Origin of the sequence: Bradyrhizobium sp. C-145 (assembly GCF_023375135.1) — a bacterium.
Lineage (GTDB): Bacteria > Pseudomonadota > Alphaproteobacteria > Rhizobiales > Xanthobacteraceae > Bradyrhizobium > Bradyrhizobium zhanjiangense.
Map to the genome: position 1 here is coordinate 5,623,337 of NZ_CP088150.1, position 21,639 is coordinate 5,644,975.

Annotated in this window: 24 protein-coding genes; 11 read left to right on the top strand and 13 right to left on the bottom strand. The window is 64.4% G+C overall.

All coding sequences use genetic code 11. The annotated features are described in order from the left end of the window. Positions 1-86 precede the first annotated feature (86 nt). Complete coding sequence (locus LRP30_RS26670) at positions 87-662, bottom strand: SET domain-containing protein (protein WP_128932853.1); 576 nt, start codon at positions 660-662, stop codon at positions 87-89. Between the two features lie 238 nt (positions 663-900). Beyond that, positions 901-1,629, bottom strand: a complete 729-nt coding sequence (locus LRP30_RS26675) for a WHG domain-containing protein (protein WP_128932852.1) — start codon at positions 1,627-1,629, stop codon at positions 901-903. Positions 1,630-1,735: 106 nt separating this feature from the next. Here LRP30_RS26675 and LRP30_RS26680 point away from each other — a divergent pair, with 106 nt between their 5' ends. The 6 genes from LRP30_RS26680 (at position 1,736) to LRP30_RS26705 (ending at position 6,173) form a co-directional block, all read left to right on the top strand. Next, positions 1,736-3,130: a carotenoid oxygenase family protein gene (locus tag LRP30_RS26680; protein ID WP_128932851.1), complete on the top strand. Its 1,395-nt coding sequence runs from the start codon at positions 1,736-1,738 to the stop codon at positions 3,128-3,130. Between the two features lie 136 nt (positions 3,131-3,266). Continuing rightward, a complete protein-coding gene (locus LRP30_RS26685; RefSeq protein ID WP_249756688.1) occupies positions 3,267-3,530 on the top strand; it encodes a hypothetical protein in 264 nt (87 codons plus the stop codon). 77 nt (positions 3,531-3,607) lie between these two features. Beyond that, positions 3,608-4,183, top strand: coding sequence for a hypothetical protein (locus tag LRP30_RS26690; RefSeq protein WP_128932849.1), 576 nt, complete (start codon positions 3,608-3,610; stop codon positions 4,181-4,183). 12 nt (positions 4,184-4,195) lie between these two features. Next, a complete protein-coding gene (locus tag LRP30_RS26695) occupies positions 4,196-4,750 on the top strand; it encodes a septation protein IspZ (RefSeq protein WP_128932848.1) in 555 nt (184 codons plus the stop codon). A 190-nt stretch (positions 4,751-4,940) separates the two neighbouring features. Continuing rightward, complete coding sequence (locus LRP30_RS26700; protein ID WP_128932847.1) at positions 4,941-5,237, top strand: hypothetical protein; 297 nt, start codon at positions 4,941-4,943, stop codon at positions 5,235-5,237. 15 nt (positions 5,238-5,252) lie between these two features. Then, positions 5,253-6,173, top strand: coding sequence for an SH3 domain-containing protein (locus LRP30_RS26705; RefSeq protein ID WP_128932846.1), 921 nt, complete (start codon positions 5,253-5,255; stop codon positions 6,171-6,173). 149 nt (positions 6,174-6,322) lie between these two features. On the opposite strand, the gene LRP30_RS26710 is transcribed toward LRP30_RS26705, so the two are convergent. Continuing rightward, positions 6,323-7,978: a fumarate hydratase gene (locus LRP30_RS26710; protein ID WP_249756689.1), complete on the bottom strand. Its 1,656-nt coding sequence runs from the start codon at positions 7,976-7,978 to the stop codon at positions 6,323-6,325. Between the two features lie 212 nt (positions 7,979-8,190). Between LRP30_RS26710 and LRP30_RS26715 the strand changes: the two genes are divergently transcribed. From LRP30_RS26715 to LRP30_RS26725, 3 genes are all read left to right on the top strand, one after another. After that, positions 8,191-8,664, top strand: coding sequence for a hypothetical protein (locus LRP30_RS26715; protein WP_128932844.1), 474 nt, complete (start codon positions 8,191-8,193; stop codon positions 8,662-8,664). Positions 8,665-9,011: 347 nt separating this feature from the next. Continuing rightward, a complete protein-coding gene (locus LRP30_RS26720; protein ID WP_164934497.1) occupies positions 9,012-9,185 on the top strand; it encodes a hypothetical protein in 174 nt (57 codons plus the stop codon). Positions 9,186-9,302: 117 nt separating this feature from the next. Further along, entirely contained in the window at positions 9,303-9,977 is a 675-nt protein-coding gene (locus LRP30_RS26725; protein ID WP_128956100.1) for an isoprenylcysteine carboxylmethyltransferase family protein, read from the top strand. 28 nt (positions 9,978-10,005) lie between these two features. On the opposite strand, the gene LRP30_RS26730 is transcribed toward LRP30_RS26725, so the two are convergent. The 10 genes from LRP30_RS26730 to flgB all read right to left on the bottom strand — a co-directional run bounded on the left by LRP30_RS26730 (position 10,006) and on the right by flgB (position 19,556). After that, the gene (locus LRP30_RS26730) at positions 10,006-10,713 is read right to left on the bottom strand and encodes a glutathione S-transferase (RefSeq protein ID WP_128932841.1); all 708 of its coding nucleotides are present in this window, start codon (positions 10,711-10,713) and stop codon (positions 10,006-10,008) included. Between the two features lie 238 nt (positions 10,714-10,951). Then, positions 10,952-11,632, bottom strand: coding sequence for a lectin (locus LRP30_RS26735; protein WP_128932839.1), 681 nt, complete (start codon positions 11,630-11,632; stop codon positions 10,952-10,954). 160 nt (positions 11,633-11,792) lie between these two features. Continuing rightward, the gene (locus tag LRP30_RS26740; RefSeq protein WP_128932838.1) at positions 11,793-12,782 is read right to left on the bottom strand and encodes a Tim44 domain-containing protein; all 990 of its coding nucleotides are present in this window, start codon (positions 12,780-12,782) and stop codon (positions 11,793-11,795) included. Between the two features lie 555 nt (positions 12,783-13,337). After that, positions 13,338-15,920 carry a PAS domain-containing protein gene (locus LRP30_RS26745; RefSeq protein WP_128932836.1) on the bottom strand — a complete coding sequence of 861 codons (2,583 nt, stop codon included), beginning with the start codon at positions 15,918-15,920 and terminating at the stop codon, positions 13,338-13,340. A gap of 154 nt (positions 15,921-16,074) precedes the next feature. Further along, complete coding sequence (gene flhB, locus LRP30_RS26750; protein WP_128932835.1) at positions 16,075-17,154, bottom strand: flagellar biosynthesis protein FlhB; 1,080 nt, start codon at positions 17,152-17,154, stop codon at positions 16,075-16,077. Positions 17,155-17,161: 7 nt separating this feature from the next. After that, positions 17,162-17,932, bottom strand: coding sequence for a flagellar biosynthetic protein FliR (fliR, locus tag LRP30_RS26755; protein ID WP_091897984.1), 771 nt, complete (start codon positions 17,930-17,932; stop codon positions 17,162-17,164). Positions 17,933-17,949: 17 nt separating this feature from the next. Next, positions 17,950-18,213 carry a flagellar biosynthesis protein FliQ gene (gene fliQ / locus LRP30_RS26760; protein ID WP_011088555.1) on the bottom strand — a complete coding sequence of 88 codons (264 nt, stop codon included), beginning with the start codon at positions 18,211-18,213 and terminating at the stop codon, positions 17,950-17,952. A 169-nt stretch (positions 18,214-18,382) separates the two neighbouring features. Then, positions 18,383-18,691 (bottom strand): flagellar hook-basal body complex protein FliE, encoded by a 309-nt coding sequence (fliE, locus tag LRP30_RS26765; protein ID WP_128932834.1) that lies wholly within the window; start codon positions 18,689-18,691, stop codon positions 18,383-18,385. A 16-nt stretch (positions 18,692-18,707) separates the two neighbouring features. Continuing rightward, the gene (flgC, locus tag LRP30_RS26770; protein ID WP_249756690.1) at positions 18,708-19,133 is read right to left on the bottom strand and encodes a flagellar basal body rod protein FlgC; all 426 of its coding nucleotides are present in this window, start codon (positions 19,131-19,133) and stop codon (positions 18,708-18,710) included. An 18-nt stretch (positions 19,134-19,151) separates the two neighbouring features. Then, on the bottom strand, positions 19,152-19,556 hold the full coding sequence (gene flgB, locus LRP30_RS26775; protein ID WP_128932832.1) for a flagellar basal body rod protein FlgB: 405 nt from the start codon (positions 19,554-19,556) through the stop codon (positions 19,152-19,154). A 352-nt stretch (positions 19,557-19,908) separates the two neighbouring features. Between flgB and LRP30_RS26780 the strand changes: the two genes are divergently transcribed. Together LRP30_RS26780 and fliP are read left to right on the top strand one after the other, a co-directional pair. After that, positions 19,909-20,880 (top strand): flagellar biosynthetic protein FliO, encoded by a 972-nt coding sequence (locus tag LRP30_RS26780; protein WP_128938739.1) that lies wholly within the window; start codon positions 19,909-19,911, stop codon positions 20,878-20,880. After that, positions 20,877-21,635, top strand: coding sequence for a flagellar type III secretion system pore protein FliP (gene fliP / locus LRP30_RS26785; RefSeq protein WP_128932830.1), 759 nt, complete (start codon positions 20,877-20,879; stop codon positions 21,633-21,635). The genes LRP30_RS26780 and fliP overlap by 4 nt, the downstream gene beginning before the upstream one ends. Positions 21,636-21,639: the final 4 nt, after the last annotated feature.

Sequence of the window (21,639 nt, forward strand, 5' to 3'; positions counted from 1 at the left end):
CGCCGGGGCCACAAGGGTGCTCGGCCGCCGAAGCTTTAGCGAAGGCGGCAAGCCGGGGGCATGACAGCTGAGTTGAAGGCCCAAGCTCAGGCCCGCGCGCGGCCGTTCGCCTTGCCGATGGCGTGGCCGTTGAGCTTCTTCTTTTTCGCGGCCTTGCTTTTCGGACTCCTGGCGCCCGCCTTCGTGGCCTTGCGCTCGGCTCGCGCCTTCACCTTGGCGCGTTCGGCCCGCGCCTCGGCGCGCAGCTTCTTGCGCTTCTTCTCGCAGGAGTCGCACTTGCAGCCGATCGGCTTCAGATAGGCTTTGAAATAGTCGGTGCCGTAGTCGTAGTTGATCTCGTCGCCCGGCTCGATGTTCTTGATGGCGCGGATGAAGACCTTGCGCTCGCGCGGGCGAACATCGGACTCGGCGTTGGGCCGGCAGGAATGATTGATGTAGCGGGCGAAGTTCTTGCGCACCGATCCGTCGATGGTCCAGCGGCCGTTGAGCTCGAACAGATATTTGTTCTCGATCTCGTCGTGCGCCGGAATCCGCGAATCCAGGATCGGCCCGAAATAGCGGATGATCCGGGTTCCCTTCTTGATCGGCTTGGTGGCGAAAAGGCCGAGCCCGGTTTTGGAGCGGCCGACGCGATAGGGTTTGTTCGAAGAGATGGCTGGCATGATCAAGAGAAAATGGACGCGAACGAGGCCGGATGACCCAAGCGAAGCCGCTCTTCTAGAACGATTCCGCGCCGCTGTCAGGTGCCTGATGGCGCTTTTGAGCCTTGCCCACAATCAAGGCGTCTGATGCTACGAAGTTCCAGCTACATCGAGCCGCCATCATGATCCCATCCTCACCGCGATGACGATTCATCCTAATCCCATCGCGATTTAGGCTCTTCTGCGGCTCCACAGCCCGCTACACTGGAAGTTTGGTGGTCACAGGCGCCGTCAGCATCGCCTCGAGTAGCCGTTCGGCCGTCGTGCCCTCGGGCAGCCGCTCCAAAATATCCTTGAGCCGCCCGTCGAGCAGCAGCGTGGTGAAGCCGTGCACCATCGACCAGGCGCGGGCGATCGCGGCGCCCTGGTTCAGCGTCAGCGCGTCTTCGCTGATCTGCTCCTGCCGCATCATGCCGATCGCATTGGCAAGCCCGGCGAAGGAGGCCTCGGCGGCCTCATGCAGCGAGGGCCTCGAATAATCGAGCCGTTCGGTGCGGAACATGATTCCGTACATGCCGGGATGGGCCTGCGCATAAGCGACATAGGCCTTCGGCCGCGCCAGCGCGCGCTCTAGCGGCGTGGTGGCAGCATCGCAGGACGAGGCCATCGCGGCGTTGAACTGGCGGAAGCCCACGGCCGCAAGCTCGCTGAGCAGCCCGGTGAGGTCGCCGAAATGATGGGTCGGCGCGGCATGCGAGACGCCCGCCTCGCGCGCCACCGCCCGCAATGTCAGGCCGGCAAGCCCATCACGCTCCAGCACCCGTTCGGCGGCCTGGAGCAACGCCTCGCGCAAGGCGCCGTGGTGATAGGGTGTCTCGGTCTTCGCCACCGCCGGGCGCCGCGGGGGACGCGGAGACGCACGCGAGGCCGATGGTGTCTTCTTCGGGGGGCGCACGCCGTGCGCGACCCTGGTTTCGCTCTTGCCCATGGACAAGCTATAGAGCGCAATATTGACAGTGTAAAGATTTCGCTTGACCGGAACGGCAATTAGCGTTATCCAATCTTTACGATGTAAAGATAGGGAAGGATTCGCCGTGCAGCAGGACGCCGTCATTGAGCGCCGCAACAACATCGCGCCGATCCCGTTCGAGGCCGACGCGCCATTCCTCAACATCATCGGCGAACTGCCGCGCGAGCTGAACGGCACGCTCTATCGCAACGGCCCCAATCCGCAGTTCTCTTCGCCCGGTGCGCACTGGTTCGTGGGCGACGGCATGCTGCACGCCTTCCACCTCGAGAACGGACGCGCCAGCTACCGCAATCGCTGGGTCCGCACCCCGAAATGGATGGCCGAGCACGACGCCGGCCGCGCCTTGTTCGGCGGCTTCGGCCGCAAGCTGCCCGATGCCCCGGCCAACCTCACCGATGGCGGCGTCGCCAACACCAACATCATCTTCCATGCCGGCAAGCTGCTGGCGCTGGAAGAAGCGCATCTGCCGACCGAGATCGAGCCTGGCACGCTGGCAACGCGCGGCTATCACAACTACCAGGGCCGCGTCGCCGGCAGCTTTACCGCGCATCCGAAGATCGATCCCATCACAGGCGAACTGGTGTTCTTCGGCTACAATGCCGCCGGACCGTTGACGCCTGCCCTCTCCTACGGATCGATCGATGCGTCGGGCAAGGCGACGCGCTTCGAGCGTTTCGAAGCGCCCTATGCCAGCATGGTGCATGACTTCATCGTCACCGCGAACCATGTGTTGTTTCCGATCCTTCCCATCACCGGCAGCGTGGAGCGCGCGATGAGTGGACGGCCGCCCTATGCCTGGGAGCCGGACAAAGGCGCCTATGTCGGCGTGATGAAGCGCAACGGCACGGCAAAGGACATCGTCTGGTTTCGAGCTGAGGCCTGCTACGTCTTCCACGTCATGAATGCGTGGGAAGACGATCACCGCATTATCGCCGACGTCATGCAGTTCGAGGAGGCGCCGCTGTTTCCGCATCCCGACGGCCGGCCGACGGATCCAGAGAAGTCACGCGCCCGCCACTGCCGCTGGACGTTCGATCTCTCGGGCAATACCGACCGCTTCCAGCAAACCTATCTCGACGATCTCACCGGCGAATTCCCCCGCATCGACGATCGCCGCGCCGGGCTGAGGAGCCGCCACGGCTGGTACGCCTGCGCCAATCCGAGGCTGCCGATGTTCGGCGCGCTCTCGGGCGTCGTCCATGTCGACGGCAACGGCAAACGGCTCGGCCATTATCTACTGCCGGCCGGCGACACCATCTCCGAGCCGGTGTTCGTCGAGGGGTCGAAGGATGCCGCCGAGGGCGACGGTTGGCTGCTCGCGGTGGTCTGGCGCGCGCGGGAGAACCGCAGCGACCTCGCCGTGTTCAACGCCACCGATGTCGAGGCCGGTCCCGTCGCGCTGGTGCAGCTCGGCCACCGCGTGCCCGACGGCTTTCACGGCAATTGGGTGGGGGCGTAGTTCTCACCTCGTCATTCCGGGGCGCGCGTTAGCGCGCCCGGAATCCATTTCGCCGCGTGTTCTGCCGCTCAATGGATTCCGACGCTTCGCGTCGCCCCGGAATGACAGCGCGGATGTGTCACCAAAGAGATTCCACATGCACATACCCTCGATCACCGCGGACTGCCTCGCCGTCCTGGCCCTGGCCTGCGCCGCATTCACATTGCAGACGATCCGGCTGCGGCGAAGCAGCCTTACCTTCTTCAACGGCGGCATCTTGCTCACCATCGGCCTTTTGATCGCCTCCGCGCTGCCGATCCTGTCGCGGCTGCCCTGGGCGGAATTGGCTGGCGAAGCCTCCGACCAAGTCGTTGCAGGACTTCATCTTTTAGAGGTCGCTTACGTCATTTTGACATTGTAAAGATTTCGCTTGACCCGACCTTCGCCGTCGATTACTTATCTTTACACTGTAAAGATTTGACCCGATCGAGGCGGCTCATGGCGATTTTCCTGATCCTCGCGCCCTACGGCGCCTTCGCGTTGCTGATGCTGGTGACCTCCGCCACGATCAGCGTGTTTGCGGCCGCTGCAATTTGCCTCGCCACGGTCGCAATCGATGTCATGCGCGGCCGCTCGGTGAAGATCCTGGCCACGGGCTCGGCGATCGTGTTCGCCGCAATCGGCCTCTATCTCGCGCTGCTCGATCCCGCGCTCGGCACGCTCGGCGTCAAGCTGTCGGTCGATCTCGGCATCTTCATCATCTCACTCGGCTCGATGCTGGTCCGCCGTCCCTTCACGCTGCAATATGCGCTCGAATCGGTCCCGGCCGAAACCGCGGCGATGCCCGGCTTCCTCCGCGCCAATTACGTCATAACCGGCGCCTGGACCGCAGCCGCGCTGTTGATGGCAGCCGCCAATCTCGTGCTACTCTACGTCCCCGGACTGCCGCTCTGGTCGAGCCTTGCGGTCGCCTTCGCCGCCCGCAACAGCGCAATGTACTTCACAAAGTGGTATCCCGAGTATCGCGAGATCAAGTACGGTGCGCCCGCCCGCGCATTGCCCAACGCCCGCTGAACAGGATCGACGATGAAGAGCGTATTCGCCCGCCTCGCCTCCGACTTCCTTTCCGCCATCGTCTTCCTGATCATCTACCTCATCACCGACAACGTCGTCCTGGCGACGTCGGTGGCGATTGCCGGTGCAATTGCGCAGGTGATCTATGCCCGCGTCAAGGGACGAGAGCTCAACTACATGACCTATGCGAGCCTCGCGCTCGTGGTCGTGCTGGGCGCGATCACGCTGTTGACCAATGATCCCCGCTTTATGCTGGCAAAGCCCGCGATCGCGCATTTCGCGATCGGACTCATCATGCTCAAGCGCGGCTGGATGCTGCGCTACATGCCGCCGATCGTCGTCGAGACCGTTCCGGAATATGTGACGGCTGCGGGCTATGCCTGGGCGGTGCTGATGTTCGTGATCGGCGTCGGCGTGATCGCCGTCGCATCGACCGGCGATCTGAAGCTGTGGGCGTTCTACCTCACGGTCGTCGCAGGCGGCGCCAAGATCCTGGCTTTTGCCGTGCAGTACGTCGTTCTGCGCCTCATCGTCACCAGTCGCCGGCGCGCCGCTGCCCGCGCCTAAAGCGCGATGTGACCGCGCTTTAGGTTGTCGTTTGAGCATGATCTTTTCGGAAAACCGCTACACACTTTTCCGGATCATGCTTCTACGCCTCCAATGCAGCGTTAGGCAGGCGCTGCGAGTTGGGTTATAGGCTCGCCCAGGACTGGCCGCGGATCGTCGCGGCCCGCCGGGATTTGTTCGGGAGATGGGAATGGCCGTTGACGGCAACTGGAATCTGACCATGACGACGCCGATGGGCGAGCGCCAGGCGACGCTGAGCCTGAAGGCCGCGGGCGGCGCGCTCACGGGCACGCAAGGCGCGGAAGGTAATACCGCCGAGATTTTCGATGGCACCGTCAGCGGCGACAACGTCTCCTGGAAGGTCTCGATCACCAACCCGATGCCGCTCACGCTCGAATTCACCGGCACCGTCTCCGGCGACAGCATCAGCGGCGAGATGGGCATCGGCCCGATGGGCAGCTTCCCGTTCACGGGCGCGCGGACATAAGGCCGCGCAGCAATCATGCGCGTGCTCCGTCTCATCGCGGCAACGATCCTGTGTGTCGCGACACAAGCGGCGCGCGCGGATGACACCGAACCGGTGTGGCGCGCAAGCGCGCTCGCCCTGGTGCCGGCGGGTTATGTCGCCGGCACGGCCTACCGCACCGAAGCCTCGACTGGTTACCTCGCCGTCTATCCGGCGACGTCGAATGACCCGAAGTCGCCGGCCAGCGTGTTCGCTGCGCGCCAGACCCTCGTGGTCGCGCTGACACCAGACGAGAAGCGCGCGGTATCGGCCGAATTGAAACCGCGCGTCGAGGCCGATGCAGCCGATGACGACGGCGATTATGCAAAGCTCCACGCCGAGCTGGCGGGCAAGCGCGCACCCCTGCCCGAGGGCACGGAGCCCTGCGATCTCGGCGCCTGGTCCATCGACAAGGATCCGAACGGACTCAACGTGCGGACCGAGCCATCGGTGAGGGCGCGCGTGCTCGGCACCCTGCCGCCGCCGTATCGACCAAGGCTTGGCGGCAGCGAGAACACGCCCGAGGGCGGCTGGCTCACCGAATTCCGCATCGTCGGTTTCAAGGACGGCTGGTTTCTGATCGAAGGCGCGAAACCGCCGGGCAAGGATTACGAGGACGAGAAAAAATATCCGCGCAATGCGCCAAAGCCCTATGCCGGACGCGGCTGGGTCGCCTCCAACAAGGTCGGCGCGAATTTCGCCAACGGCTACACGCGCGCGGGCGGGCTGTTCCAGGCCCCCTTCGTCGACGCCAAATGGATGCCGGCGCAACGCGAGCTCGGCGGCCCGATTGACGGTGACGGCGGCCCGAAGCGCCTGCTTGCCTGTAGCGGATATTGGGGTCTCGTCGAGAGCCACGACGGTGTGCGCGGCTGGTGGCGTTCGCTCTGCTCCAACCAGGTTACGAATTGTAGTTGAAGCTTCCGCATCGTCATGGCCGGGCTTGTCCCGGCAATCCATGTCTTGTTCGCCGTACCAAGAACGTGGATGCCCGGGACAAGCCCGGGCATGACGATCTTTCGTAAAGCACAGCTGCGATCACCCGCACGCAAGTGGGGATGAAGCAGCTAGCCCAAATTCAATTCCTTGAAGAAGTCGTTGCCCTTGTCGTCGATGATGATGAAGGCGGGGAAGTCGACGACTTCGATGCGCCAGATCGCTTCCATGCCGAGCTCGGGATATTCGAGCACCTCAACCTTCTTGATGCAGTGCTCGGCAAGGTTCGCCGCGGCGCCGCCGATCGAGCCGAGATAGAAGCCGCCATACTTCTTGCAGGCCTCGCGCACGGCAGGCGCCCGGTTGCCCTTGGCGACCATCACCATCGAGCCGCCGGCAGCCTGGAACTGGTCGACGAAGGAATCCATGCGACCCGCCGTGGTCGGGCCGAACGCGCCGGAGGCGTAGCGGTCGGGCGTCTTGGCGGGACCGGCGTAATACACCGGATGGTTCTTGAAGTAATCCGGCAGCGGCTCGCCCCTCTCCAGCCGCTCGCGCAGCTTGGCATGGGCGCTATCGCGCGCGACGATCATGGTGCCGGTCATCGAGACCCGGGTCTTGATCGGATATTTCGAGAAGGTGGCCAGAATGTCCTTCATCGGCTGGTTGAGATCGATCTTGACGACCTCACCGCCGAGCGACTGCTCGACCTGCGGCAGATATTGCGCCGGGTTGTGCTCGAGCTCCTCGAGATAGATGCCGTCCCTCGTGATCTTGCCGAGCACCTGGCGGTCGGCCGAGCAGGACACGCCAAGCCCGATCGGGAGCGAGGCGCCATGGCGCGGCATGCGGATCACGCGGACGTCGTGGCAGAAATACTTTCCGCCGAACTGCGCGCCGACACCGAGCGACTGCGTCATCTTGTGGATTTCCTTCTCCATCTCGACGTCGCGGAAGGCGTTGCCATCGGGCGAGCCGTGCGTCGGCAGCGCATCGAGATAGCGCGCCGAGGCGAGCTTCACCGTCTTCATGCACAGCTCGGCCGAGGTGCCGCCGATCACGATCGCGAGGTGATAGGGCGGGCACGCCGCGGTGCCTAGCGTCAGTATTTTCTCCTTGAGAAACGCGAGGAGCCGGTCCTTGGTCAGGACGGAAGGCGTCGCCTGGAACAGAAAGCTCTTGTTGGCGGAGCCGCCGCCCTTCGCCATGAACATGAACTTGTAGGCGTCGTCGCCTTCGGCGTAGATCTCGCATTGCGCCGGCATGTTGTTGGCGGTGTTCTTCTCCTCGTACATCGAGAGCGGCGCGACCTGCGAGTAGCGCAGATTGCGGCGCAGATAGGCATCGCGCGCGCCCTCCGACAGCGCCGCCTCGTCGTCACCATCGGTGATGACGTTACAGCCCTTCTTGCCCATGATGATCGCAGTGCCGGTGTCCTGACACATCGGCAACACGCCGCCGGCGGCGATGTTGGCGTTCTTCAAAAAGTCGAGCGCAACGAACTTGTCGTTCGGGCTCGCCTCACCGTCCTCGAGGATCGCGCGAAGCTGCTTCAGATGGCCAGGCCGCAGGTAATGGTTGATGTCGCCGAAAGCCGCCTCCGACAGCGCCCGCAGCGCCTCGCGCGACACCACCAGCATGTCCTTGCCCAGGACCTTCTCGACCCTGACACCCTCGGACGAAATCTTCTTGTAAGGCGTCTCGTCCTTGCCCAGCGGGAACAGCGGAGTGTGCTTGTAGGGCGGAACAGGCTTTGACTGGTCGGGAAAGGCGGTGGGAGCGTTCATGGGTCGATCTCGGGGTTTTGGGGCCTCGCGCGGGTCCGCAGCGTAGAAGCGTTCTAAGCCCATTTCCGGCAGAAAAGAAAGGGACCGGAGCGCATGGGAGAGGGTGGCTAGGGCTCGGGAAGGCATTGGCACAGCACGTGGAAAGGCCCGTTCCCACCCTTGCGCTTCGCGTCCGCCGACGCTTGAATGCGCGCCCTAAGGGGCTTTTCATCATGACATTGAACTTGAACGTCCGCGGCGCGATCCTGGTCGCCGCCGCCATCACCGGCCTTGTGGCCCTCACCTCCCCCGCGCGCGCCGACCGCTGCGACGACAGCGCCAAGGAGCTGGCGAACCAGATCGATCGGCTCAAGGTGAATTTCCGGGCCGCCAACATCGTGTATTTGACACACCCGGCGGCCAAGGAGCTGTCCGTCGGCTGCCGTGGCGACAAATATTCCATCGAGCTCTATGCCAAGGGCGATCGCAAGCCCAAGCCGGAGTTCTATGCGCTGGTGGGGTCGATGGCCGCGATTGTTTTCACCGTGACGAAGGACGACACCACGTCGGGCGCGACACGTTGCCTGAAGCGTATGGGCCTCCTGCGCGGCGACAAGATCAACATGCGCTACCGCCGGCTCAACATGGAATGCACCCGCACAAAGGCGGATGCGTCCATCGCGATCACGCGCGGCAAGGACGAATAGGCGCGAGGCTCCCCCCGCTCTTGCTACGGACGCAGTGCTCATGTGGCGCGACGCAGCTGGCCACGTACTCCGTCATTGCGAGCGCAGCGAAGCAATCCAGGATCTTTCCGCGGAGACAGACTGGATTGCTTTTGTCGCATCAGCGCAAAATTGCTACGCAATTTTGTCGCGAGTTCCTCGCAATGACGTGGAGAGGTCTCGTCGTCTCACGCAGATGGGCGCAGTGACACTGCAAAGGCAGCCCCAATCCCACCTAACTCATTCCCTCGCATTTTAACGATTGCCTTGAAGGAAACTTCGCTCCTCGCGGGGCAGGCTCAATTGTCTCCATGTGTGAGGATTTGCGGATGAAGGTTTCCACCGTTGCGCCGCCGCCGATCGCGATCGTGGTTCCGAGCTACGACACGACCAAGCAGCAGGACGATCAGGCCAAGGTCAACGACGACGATCCGACCTATAAGCCGCAGCCGCCCGCGCCGCTGCCCCCGGGTCAGGGCACGCGGATCGATCAGCTCGCCTGATCAGGCTTGCCAAAGCTGAAGCGCCCGATCCGGTCGATCGGGCCTTTTGCGCATCCGGCCGCATCTTTGCCGGATAGCAGGACCACTGTCGTGCGCGGTCATCCCGGGACCCTGCGCATGATCGCACGCCTCCTGTTGCAGAACACGATCTTCGTCGTCGGCATGGGCGCGTTGCTGTTCGCGTCCGCTGGAACGCTGCACTGGCCTTCGGCCTGGGTGCTCCTCGCCACCTCCGCCCTGCTCGGTCCGCTCTGCGGCTGGTGGCTCTACCGGATCGATCCGGCTCTGCTCGCCGAACGTCTGCGGCCGGTCCTGCAACGGGATCAGCCCGCCGCCGACAAAATGTTCATGACGGTCTTTGTCGTGGCGATGCTGGCCTGGCTGTGCGCGATGGGCCTCGACCGGCGCATTCAATCCTCCGAGATGCCGGTTGCGTTCCAGGTCCTCGGCCTCGTGCTGTTCCTGGCCTCGACACTGTTCACGATGTGGGTCTTCCGCGAGAACTCGTTCGCCGCGCCCGTGGTGAAGCTGCAAACCGAGCGCGCGCAGCACGTGATCTCGACCGGTCCCTACGCCTATGTCCGCCATCCCATGTACAGCGGCATGGTCCTGTTCTTCACCGGCGTGCCGTTGTTGCTTGGGTCGTGGTGGGGACTTGCGATGATACCGCTCTTCATTGCCTTGTTCGCGGTCCGCATCCCTATCGAGGAGCGCACCTTGCGCGAGGGCCTTCGAGGCTATGCCGACTATGCGGCGCGGGTGCGCTACCGCCTGGTGCCGGGCGTTTGGTGAGGGCAGATCACTCTCCCGTCTGAGCCGGCTAAGCATCCAGTTCGCGATAGCGGCGGAAGATGCCCTGCTCGTTGAAGGCAATGCGGCGGTCGCTGTCGAGATAGGCCTTGATGTTGGGCCGTGCGGCGATGCGGTCGTGCAGGCCGACGAGGCCCGGGATATCTGTCTCGAACGCCTTCATGCGCTTGGGGAAGGCATAGCGGAGCCCCGCGACGATCTGGAACAGCGAGAGATCGACATAGGTCAGTCTGCGTCCCGTGACATAGGTGCCGCCACTCTCGGTGAGAAGCTGCTCGAAATAGCCGAGATATTTCGGCACGCGCTCGCTCCAGAAATCGGCGGTGCGCTTCTTCGCCGGCGGCTTCTGGTCCTCGTAATAGAGCGAGGGCCCGAGCGGGTGATGGGTGTCGTGGATCTCGACGACGAGGTCGGTGATGGTGAGCTGGAGCTGGTGCACCCAAAGCCTGCCGCCTTCGGTCTTCGGCGCAAGACCATGGCGGGCGCCGAGATAGAGCAGGATGTTGGCGGTCTGGCCGATGACGAGCTTGCCCGCCTTCAGGAATGGCGGGGCGAAGGGCGGCGTGCCCCCATGCGCGTCCATCATCTTTATCATCGCAGCTGTCCCGCGCTGTCCGCGCGCGACATCGACGTAGGCGGCGCCCGCTTCCTCCAGCGCCAGCCGCACATATTCGCCGCGGCCCTGGATCTCGGGCCAGTAATAGAGCTCGTATTTCATGGGAGGTGTCCGTGAGCGTTGCGGGCGACGGGACCAATGTAACACGTAGCCGAAAGTTCCGTCGGAGTGAGACGGAGCGGCGGTACCACACACTCCGTCATTGCGAGGAGCCCTTGCGACGAAGCAATCCAGACTGTCTCCGCGGAGAGATTCTGGATTGCTTCGTCGCTTCAGCGCAAAATTGCTACGCAATTTTGTCGCTACGCTCCTCCCAATGATGGAAGAGACAGCTCGCGCCTCAATTCGCCGCGAAACAATACAGCAGGCCGTCGCCGCCTGTGCTCTTCAGATCGGCCTGCGAGCAGCCGCCGTCGGGACCGCGCGAGGGGTGAGAGCTGTTCCAAGATTTCGAAGGCTCGTCGTCGCGCAGACCCCGTCGATCGAGATGGCCGACCATTGCGGCGCCTTGCGTGCTCGATGTCCAGTTCTTGCAGGTGCGATCGTCCGGACCGGCAAACGCGGTGCCGTCTGGTTGCGATCCCGTGAGCACGTCATGCCGGTTTGGCTGGTCGCCAACACCATTGATCCCCTCGCCCTTCTCGCTGAGCGCGGTCTGCTTGGTGAGGTTGTTGGCCGCGCCGTGCAGGTCGGCAACATCCCTGGCGATCACCGCGCCCTTGGCGTTCTGCCACGGTCCCTTGCCGATGCGATCCCGGGCGTTGACCGCCGGCTTGCCGTCCGCCGCCTGTGTCGAGAGATAGGCGCGCCAGGTCTTGGTGCCGGCGCCCGCGGCTTGTGCAAGCTTCTGGCATTGCGCGTCGGCTCCCTCGAGGCCGCCGAGATCGGCACCCTTGCCGGGGCCGTTGGACGTCACGAAGAATGTCATGTCGGCCGATTGCGCCTGCGCCGATGGCGCCGCAAGCAAGGCCATTGCGAGCGCGAGGCCTGAAATCGTCACGGATCTCTCGGTGCGGATCATGTTGTCCTCCGGTTGTGCTTGTCGTTGGCCGCCTGATTTCAACCCAACGCACGCCCGCTTATTCCGATGCGGCGATGCGGGGTACCCAAAAGAAGAGGCGCCCAAAAGAAAAAGGCGCCGTGCGGGAGCACGACGCCTTGGTTCCTCGTGTCGCAAGCGATCAGTTGGTCTGCTGGATCGCCGACAATTCCCAGCCGGTGCTCGGCCGGCGGGCGAACGTCCAGATCTCGGTCGCCTCGCCCGGCTGCTCGCTACCGGCAACGACTGCGCCGGTGTTGCGGTCGACCGTCTTGTCGATGAGCCCGAAGCGCAGCGCCACCGTGGCGTAGTCGGTCTCGCCTTCACGCCAGGCTTCCGCGAGGTCGCCCTGCAACAGCTTGACGTTGGTCACCTTGTTGACGACGTTGCGCGAACGGTTCTGGGCCAGATCCTGCTCGAAATAGGAGACCATCTCCGGCGTCGCGAGCGTGTGCAGCTTGGCCACGTCCTCGTTCGACCAGGCGGTCTGGATTTCGCCGAGCAGGCGCTCGAACGCCTCATAGTCGTCGGGCTTGATCTCGAGCGGCGCGCTGTTGGCGCCGAAGCCGAAGCCACCAAGACCACTGCGATAGTTCGGCTGCGGTCCCTGACCTGCGCCCGCATTAGCATTGGCATAGGCCGCCTGCGGCGTGTGGCGGCGTTGCCACCAGGACATCGCCAGCCGCACCACGAGCACCACCAGCGCGATCTGAATGATCAGGCCCAGGATCGAGGACAGGCCGCCGAGGCCGCCAAACAGGCCGCCGCCGAACAGCATGCCGAGCAGGCCGGCGCCGAGGAAGCCGGCCGCAAGGCCGCCCAGGAAGCCGCCGCCGCGGCCGAACAGGCCGCCGCGCGCCGGCGCGGTCGCGGCCGAATTCATGCCTGCGCCCGGCTGGGTGTAGGTGCGGTTGAACTGCGAGGCCGAGCCCGGCGCAGTCGTGGTCGACGGCGGCGCCGAATAGGTGCGCGAGCCGCGCGAACCCGACGAGAAGCCGCCGCCGACGCGGGCGTCAGCGGACGAGATCGCCAGTGCAGTCGGCAGCGCAAGCGCCAGCACGACGGCAATGGTCTTGAAGAGACTGCGGGAGCGTTGCGAGAAAGTCATGTGCGTTTCCCAAATCCCCGGCATGGGGACGTGCGCTTAAGATGGGCAGACTTCCCGAAAAGTGAAGCCGATTTCGGAACCTATTGCTGCGGCCCTCAGTCGCGGGGATGTGGCAAAATCCCATATTTGGCGGGGGTTTGGCCGCATTTGGCGGGGGTTTGGCCGCGCGGGGAACCGAGGTCGCGGGATACCGGCGCCTTTGCGACGGGATTTCCGCTTTTCCTCGCCATTGCGAGCGCAGCTCTCCCACCACGTCATTGCGACGAGCCCTTGCGACGAAGCAATCCAGGCTCTTTCCAAAGAGACAGTCTGGACTGCTTCGCGGAGCCTGTCATCGGGCCGCGCTTTGCGCGGACCCGGTGGCTCGCAATGACGGTGTTGAAGCAGTCGCGCGCATACACTCCCGATGTCGTCCTGGCGAAAGCCAGGACCCATTACCCCGAGAGGCAATTTGGCGAAAGCTGGTCGTTCGGGATTGGCAGCGTGCGCAACCGAGAGATCACGCGGTATGGGTCCTGGCTTTCGCCAGGACGACGGCCGAGGTTGTCGCGCGTCAGTGCAATCTCTCGGGCACAACGCTCACCCCGCCTTCGTCATCGTCTCCTTCACCGCCGCCACGAGCTGGCTGAGCGTAAACGGTTTTGGCAGGAAGTCGAACTGCTGGCCCTCGGGGAGGCTCTTCTCGAACGCATCCTCGGCGTAGCCGGAAACGAAGATGAATTTGATGTCCGGGTTCTTCTCCCGCATCGCCTTCAGCAGCGTCGGGCCGTCCATCTCCGGCATTACCACGTCGGAGACGACGAGATCGATCGCGCCGCTCTCCTCCTCCAGCACCTCCATGGCCTCGACGCCGTTCTCGGCCTCGACCACGGTGTAGCCGCGCGAGCGCAGGCCACGCGCGTTCAGGGCGCGCAGGCCCTCCTCGTCCTCGACCAAGAGGATGGTGCCCTGCCCGGTGAGATCGGTGCGCGGCTTGGCCTCGGCCGCCGGTGTGGCCTCCTTCGCGGCGCCATTGACCGCGCTGACCAAAGCTGCGGGCTGCTCGACCTGCACCTCCGGCTCAGCATGATGGCGCGGCAGGAAGATATGGAACGAGGTGCCCTGCCCCGGTTCGGAATCGACATAGATGAAACCGCCGGTCTGCTTTACGATGCCGTAGACGGTGGAAAGCCCGAGCCCGGTACCCTTGCCCACCTCTTTCGTCGAGAAGAACGGCTCGAAGATCTTGTCGCGGATGTCGGCGGGGATGCCAGTGCCGGTGTCGGCGACCTCGATCCGGACATAGTCGGCGGCCGGCATGCCCTTGTAGGCGAGCTTGCCCGCGTCTTCGGTGCTGACGTTTAAGGTGCGGATGATCAGCTTGCCACCATCAGGCATAGCGTCGCGCGCGTTCACCGCGAGATTGACGATCACCTGCTCGAACTGGGAGACGTCGACCTTCACCGGCCAGAGATCGCGGCCGTGGACGAGGTCGAGCTTGACCTTCTCGCCGATCAGCCGGCGCAGCAGCATGGTGAGATCGCTCAAGGCATCGCCGAGATCGAGCACCTGCGGCCGCAGCGTCTGCCGACGCGAAAACGCCAGCAGCTGCCGCACCAGCGTCGCGGCGCGCGTCGCGTTCTGCTTGATCTGCATGATGTCCTGGAACGACGGATCGGTCGGCTTGTGCGCGTTCAGCAGGAAATCGTTCGCCATCATGATGGCGGAGAGCACGTTGTTGAAGTCGTGGGCGATGCCGCCGGCAAGCTGGCCGACCGTCTCCATCTTCTGCGACTGGTTGATCTGGTTCTCCAGCGCGCGCCGCTCGGTGGTCTCGAGCATGTGCACGATGGCGGCTTCCGCCTCGTTCTCGGCCGCATCGACCGGCGTGACGAAGAACTGGCCCCAGCGCTCCTTGGTCCCCTCCAAGGCGACCTCGACCGGCGCGATGTCGGCCTGGCCTTCGGCGGCCTGGTTGATGGCCGCGATCAACAGGTGCCGATCGCGCGAATTGACCGCGCGGAAGATCGACTTGGAGGCGCTCTCGAGCCCGAGCGCCTGCCCGAGCTTGGCGTAGCGCGCATTCGCGCGCACGACGTTGCCGCCGCGGTCGACGGTCGCAATCGCCATCGGCGTGTGGTCGAAGAAGCGCATGAAGCGCACTTCGGCGGCGCGGTCGGGATCGCTGCGCTCGTCGCGGGCGCGGCTGATCACGAGCGTGCGCGACGGCCCCGGCGCACCGTCGGCGCCGAAGGCGAGCTTGTGATAGAGCCGCACCGGCATGGTCCTGCCCGTGCGCATGCGCAGGTCGATGTCGAAGACCTCGGTCTTCACCTCGCCCGGCACCGCCACGATCGAGGTCAATAGCGAGGCGCCGTCGCCGGAGACGATGTCGGTGAGCTTCAATCCACCCGAGCCGATCTCGGCGAGGTCGTAGTCCAGCCAGTTCGCCAGCGTCGCGTTGACATAGGCGAGCTCGCCGGCCGGATTGACCGAGAAGAAGCCGCAAGGCGCGTGATCGAGATATTCGATCGCGTGCTGGAGCTCCTGGAACACGTCTTCCTGGCGCTCGCGGTCGCGGGTGATATCGGCGATCGACCACACCGCATATTTCGCCTCGCGCTTGCCGGTGCCGAGCGGGCGCACCCGCATGCGCAGCCAGCGGCCCTGATTGCCGTCCTGGCCGGAGATGCGCACCTCCTCCTGCTGCCGCTTGCCCTCGCGGGCGGCTTTGAGCAGGCGGAACACGGCTTCGGAGACGTCAGGGTTGCCGATGAAGACGCGCTCGACGGGACGCACGTCCTGTGGGCCGGTGGCGCCGGTCAGCGTCAGATAGGCCGCATTGGAATAGACCACATGCCCGCGCGCATCGGTGACCGCGAGCCCGTCGAACGAGTGATCGGAGATGCGGGCAATGATGGGATCGTCGAGATTACGGTCGGCGAAGCGGATAATGCCGGCGGCGAAGGCGAACAAGTTGAACAGGCCGACCATCGCCAGCACGGCGAGGATGCCGAGGATATAGGGCTGCGCCTGCGCGCGCCCGAGCGTCATCAGCCCGACGGCGACCGCGACGAGGCCGGCGGCCACCAGCAGCACCAGCGCGATGCTACCCGAGCGCGGCGACGGCTCGTGCGCCGCTACGGGCTCGCGTGTGAGGTCGTGGTCGGTCTCAGCAGTCATCTCAAGCTGGCGCAGCCTGTCGGCAGAGAATCAACGCGCTACGGCGCGCACGGGGTCCTCCCTGCCTGAATCGGACCCAAAGGTGCAAGAGCGGCAGCAGCGAAAGGTACGCTGATTCCCAGATTACGGCCATTTCCGGTACTTTTCCGGCATTTTATCCCCGCCCGGCGCCGAATCCGCGCTTCAGCCGCATAACGTAGCCGATGACTTCGGCGACCGCATGGTAGTGCTCGGTCGGGATTTCCTGGTCGATGTCGACGGTGGCGTAGAGCGCACGGGCGAGCGGCACGTTCTCGACGATGGGAATATCGTGCTCGCGCGCGATCTCCCGGATCTTGAAGGCGAGGTTGTCGACACCTTTGGCGACGCAGATCGGCGCCGACATGCCGCGCTCGTAGGACAGCGCGACCGAATAGTGGGTCGGGTTGGTGATGATCACGGAGGCCTTGGGAACCGCCGCCATCATGCGCTTCTTGGCGCGCTGCTGCCGGAGTTGCCTGATTTTGCCCTTGATATGGGGGTCGCCTTCGGACTGCTTGAACTCTTCCTTGATCTCCTGGAGCGACATCTTCTGCCGCTGGAACCAGCTGCGGTACTGGAAGAAATAGTCGGCGATGGCGACGATCGCGAGCGCCGCCACCACCGCGCCGAGCAGGTGGATGGTCATGCTGGTGGTGGCGCCGAGCATCGCGGCCGGATCGAGCTTGACCATCGCCTCCATGCGATGGCGCTCCGGCCACAGGATCATGGTCATGACCACGCTGAGCGCGATCAGCTTGCCGAGGCCTTTCAGGAAGTTCGCCGCCGCCTGCTTGCCGAAGATGCGCTTGAAGCCGGCGCCGGGCGAGATCTTGCTGAATTTGGGTTTCAGGGATTCGGCCGACCACACCAGACGGTGCTGGAGCATGTTGCCGGCAATCGCCGCCAGCACCAGCATCAAGAGGGGCACGCCGATTGCCGTGAGCACGGCGAACTCGATCTGCTGCATCAGCGCGAGCAGAGCCTTGCCGTCGGTCTTGATCATCCAGGAATTGGCGAGCAGGTTGCGCATCGGCGTCAGCAGCCCGCTGCCGACCGAGCCCGAGAAGGTCGAGACCACCAGCGTGCCGCCCGCCATCATGAACCAGGTGTTGATCTCCTGGCTCTTGGCGACGTCGCCGCGTTCGAGCGCATCGTCAAGGCGCTTTTGCGTCGGGTCTTCTGTTTGACTCTCGGGATCGTTGTCTTCAGCCATCGATCACCTATTTGAGCGGCATCATCTGGTGCATGACACCGATGAAATAGTCGAGAAACGTACCCATCATCGCCGTGAGCACCACGGCGAGGACCAGAAAGCCCGCGAAGATCGAGAGCGGCACGCCGACGAAATAGACCTGCATCTGCGGCATCAGCCGCGCCAGCACACCTAACCCGATGTTGAAGACGAGGCCGAACACCAGAAACGGTCCGGAGAGTTGCAAGCCCAGGCGGAACGCGGCTGCAAAGGCCCGCGTTGCCAGCGAGGCGATGTCGCCGCTCGAGACGGTCTCGCCCGGCGAGAAGATCTTGTAACTGTCGTTCAGCGCCGCGATCACCAGATGGTGGCTGTCGGTGGCAAACAACAAGGTCACGCCCAGCATGGTCAGGAAATTGCCGACGAGCACGCCCTGCTGTCCCTGCGTCGGATCGACCGAGGTGACGAAGCCGAGCCCCATCTGCTGCGCGATCACGGAGCCGGCGACTTGCAGAGCCGAAAGCGTCACACGGGCGGTCGCGCCCAGCACGATGCCGATCGCGATCTCATGCAGCATCAGGACCAGGAGCGGCGCGAGCGAGCCCATGTCGACCTGATAGGCATTGCGGTGCAGGGGCAGGATGATTAGCGTGAGCAGCAGCGCGATCGACAGCTTGATCCGCGTCGGGATGTTGGTCTCACCCAGGCCCGGCAGCAGCATCACCATCGCACCGACCCGGGCGAAGGCGAGCATGAAGGAAGCGGCGAGCGCCGGCAGCAGCGAGACGTCGATGCGCATGGTTTACGCATCTTGCCTCAGCCGCCGATGATTCGCGACGAGATCCGCAGCATGTGGGCGTGGAGCGAGTCGGCCATGAACGGCAGCGCCAACAGCATCGTGGCGAAGATGGCCAGGATCTTCGGCACATAGATCAGCGTCTGCTCCTGAATCTGCGTCAGCGCCTGGAACAGCGATACGATGACGCCGACCACGAGGCCGACCACCATCAGCGGCGACGACACGATCACGATGGTCCAGATCGCATCGCGCGCGACGTCGAGGGTTTCGGGTCCGGTCATTGCAAACTTCCTTTATTCGTTCCTCGCCTCCTCACGCGCTTGAAGCGGTGCGAAGACCTATCCCCGTCATTGCGAGCGCAGCGAAGCAATCCAGACTGGCGCCTGCGGAAAGACTCTGGATTGCTTCGCTGCGCTCGCAATGACGATTGGGGCGAGCGCCATTCCCAAATCAGATCGGCATCTTCATGATGTCTTCATAGGCCGCGATCACGCGATCGCGGACCGAGACCAGCGTGGACACCGCGACATCGGTGTCGGCGACCGCCGTCACAACGTCCATCACGTTGGCCTTGCCGGCGGCCATCGCCACCGTCTGCGCATCGGACTTGCGGCCGGACTCCATGACGCTGCCGACAGCGTCTTTCAGCAGCGAAGCGAAGGATTGTCCGCTGGGCTCGCTGCCCTTGCCGGCGCCGCTATTCTCCAGCACGCGGGCGAGACTAGCGTAAGCATTGGCGGCGATTGTCGGTGATGCCATGGCTCAAATGTCCTGTTCAGCTCTTGAGGATGTCGAGCGTGCGCTGGATCATCCGGCGCGTCGCACTGATGATGTTGAGATTGGCCTCGTAGGATCGCTGCGCATCGCGCATGTCGGTCATCTCGACCACCGAATTCACGTTGGGATATTTGACGTTGCCGCTCGCATCCGCGGCCGGATTGTTCGGCTCGTATTTGACGCGGAAGCTGGACTGGTCGGGCTTGATCCTGCCGAGGGTGACGACCTGCGCCTCGAGCGTGCGGTCGAGCGCGGAAGAAAAGGTCGGCACCTTGCGCCGGTAGGGATCGCCGCCTGATGTCTGCGAGGTCGAATCCGCGTTCGCGATGTTCTCCGAGATCACCCGCATGCGCCCGGCCTGGGCCCGCAGGCCGGAGGTCGCGATCGTCATCGAGCGGGCAAAGTCGCTGCTGTCATTCGCCATGACGGGGCTCCTCTAGGTCTAGCCCTTGCCGATCGCGGTCTTGAGCAGATGCAGGCTCTTCGAATAGAGCGAGGTCGCCGCCGCGTAGTCCATCTGGTTGCTGGCGGCCTTCATCATCTCCTCTTCGAGATTGACGGCGTTGCCCGCAGGACGGGTCTCAAAACCCGCATTCTTGTTCTGGTCGAATGCGGAAGCCGCGCCTGACGGCGTCATGTGGGAGGCGCTGGTGCGGACAAGGGCCAGAAGCCCCATCGAGCCCGTGACGGCGCCGGTCTTGTCGAGCTTCGGCTCGACCAGGTCGCGCGGCCGGAACTTGGGGGTATCGGAGTTGGAGACGTTCTCGGACAGCACGCGCTGGCGCTCCTGGTGCCACTGCATCTTGGTCCGAAGCGCCGACAGCACCGGGAGGTCGTTGATGGACATCGTTGCGGCTCCTTCCGCCCCTTCCGGACCTTGAGGTCCGAAGCTAGGCAGAATTTGCCGCCTGTATGGTTAACAGCTGGTTAAAGATGTCACGGGCACTTGTTCCCCGATGGGACACGATATGCGCGCGTTGTGATTCGACGCTGCCAAAAGTGGCATTAACCCAACCGTTTGGCGGCGCGTATACAGGCCAAGAAGTCGTTTTGGATCGAGCGATTCATAGGTTATTAAGAGTTGGGGACGGCAAAACTTGCCGTGGAACATTAAGAGATCGCAGTTTGGGGCATCGTAGGCCGGTGGTTGGCGCGTCTGACCACGGGCACGAGAAAAGCGCCATTTGTCGGGGACAAGTATGCAAGGCAGCCCTATCACCTTCATCGTCGCGTTCATCGTCGTTCTGGCGTTGATCGGCGTCGCTGCATGGCTGGTTCGCCGATTCGCCGGCAGCCGGCTGGGCGCCAACACCCAGCGCGGCAGGATGCCTCGGCTCGCCGTGATCGATGCCGCCGCCGTCGACGGCCGGCGCCGCCTGGTGCTGGTCCGGCGTGACAATGTCGAGCATCTCCTCATGATCGGCGGCCCGACGGACATCGTCGTCGAGCCCAACATCGTTCGCGCCGCGTCCAGCCGCGACCAGCTTCCGCAGCGTCCCAGCGCCGCGGAACCGCCGCGCCTCGCCCCCATGCCCGATTCCGGCGGCTGGGCCGACGAAGCGCCGCGACCCGAGCTGCTGGATCATCCCGAGCCTCACATGCCCGAGCCGCCGCCGCGGCCCGCGCGCCCGTCCTTCGCCGATGAAGTGCGCCGGCCTGCGCCCGCTTTGGCCGAACGCCGCAGCGAGCCGCCGCTCGCCGGCTTTCCGCCCGAACCGATCGCGCCGCGACCCGAGCGTGAGCCACGGCCCGAGCCGTTGCCGCCGCGCATCGCCCGCGGCGAGCCGCCGCTGATGCCGCGCCCGCCGCGCCAGAGTGAGCCGCCGAAGATGCCGCCGGTGCGCGCCGAGCGCGCAGCCGCGCCGCCGCCTCCCCCCATTCCCCAGGCTCCGCCTGTTCCGCCACCGGCGCCGGCCGCTATCCCCTCGAGCGCCGAGCAGAATCTCGCCGAAATGGCTCAGCGGCTCGAAGCTGCCCTGCGCCGCCCAGCCGGCGAAACGGTCGCCCCTCCGGTTGCGCCGGAGCCGCCGGCCGCTCCCCCGCGCGCGGGACGCAGCGAGCCGCCGGCGCCACCGGCCCCGCCTGCAAAGCCCGCCGCGGAAAAGACCAGCTTTGAAAATCTCGAAGACGAGATGGCCTCGCTGCTCGGCCGTCCGAAGCCGTCTTCGTGAGGTTGCCGGCCCTCCCGCGTAGAGTTCTTTTCCTTTCTGTCCTGGTCGGCGCGGCCTCGCTCGCGAGGCTTGCGCATGCGCAGGACATCAGCATCAATCTCGGCGGCGGCGCTGGCGGTGGCGGCGTTACCGAGCGCGCGATCCAGCTCATCGCCCTGCTCACGATCCTGTCGATCGCGCCGTCGATCCTGATCATGATGACGTCGTTCACGCGCATCGTGGTCGTGCTGTCACTGCTGCGCACCGCGATGGGCACCGCGACCGCGCCGCCGAACTCGGTGATCATTGCGCTCGCGATGTTCCTCACCTTCTTCGTGATGGGGCCGGTCCTGCAGAAATCCTACGACGAGGGCATCCGCCCGCTCGTCGCCAACCAGGTCAGTGTCGAGGACGCACTTCAGCGCGCCTCGGTGCCGTTGCGCGGCTTCATGCAGAAGAACGTGCGCGAGAAGGACCTCAAGCTGTTCCTGGATCTCTCCGGCGAACAGCCGCCGGCGACGCCCGACGATCTCGCACTGCGCATCCTCGTCCCCGCCTTTATGATCTCCGAGCTGAAGCGCGCCTTCGAGATCGGCTTCCTGTTGTTTCTCCCCTTCCTGATCATCGACCTCGTCGTCGCTTCCGTGCTGATGTCGATGGGCATGATGATGCTACCACCTGCAACGATCTCGCTGCCGTTCAAGCTGATCTTCTTCGTCCTGGTCGACGGCTGGTCGCTGGTGGCGGGAAGCCTGGTGCAGAGCTACGGGGGGTGAGGCC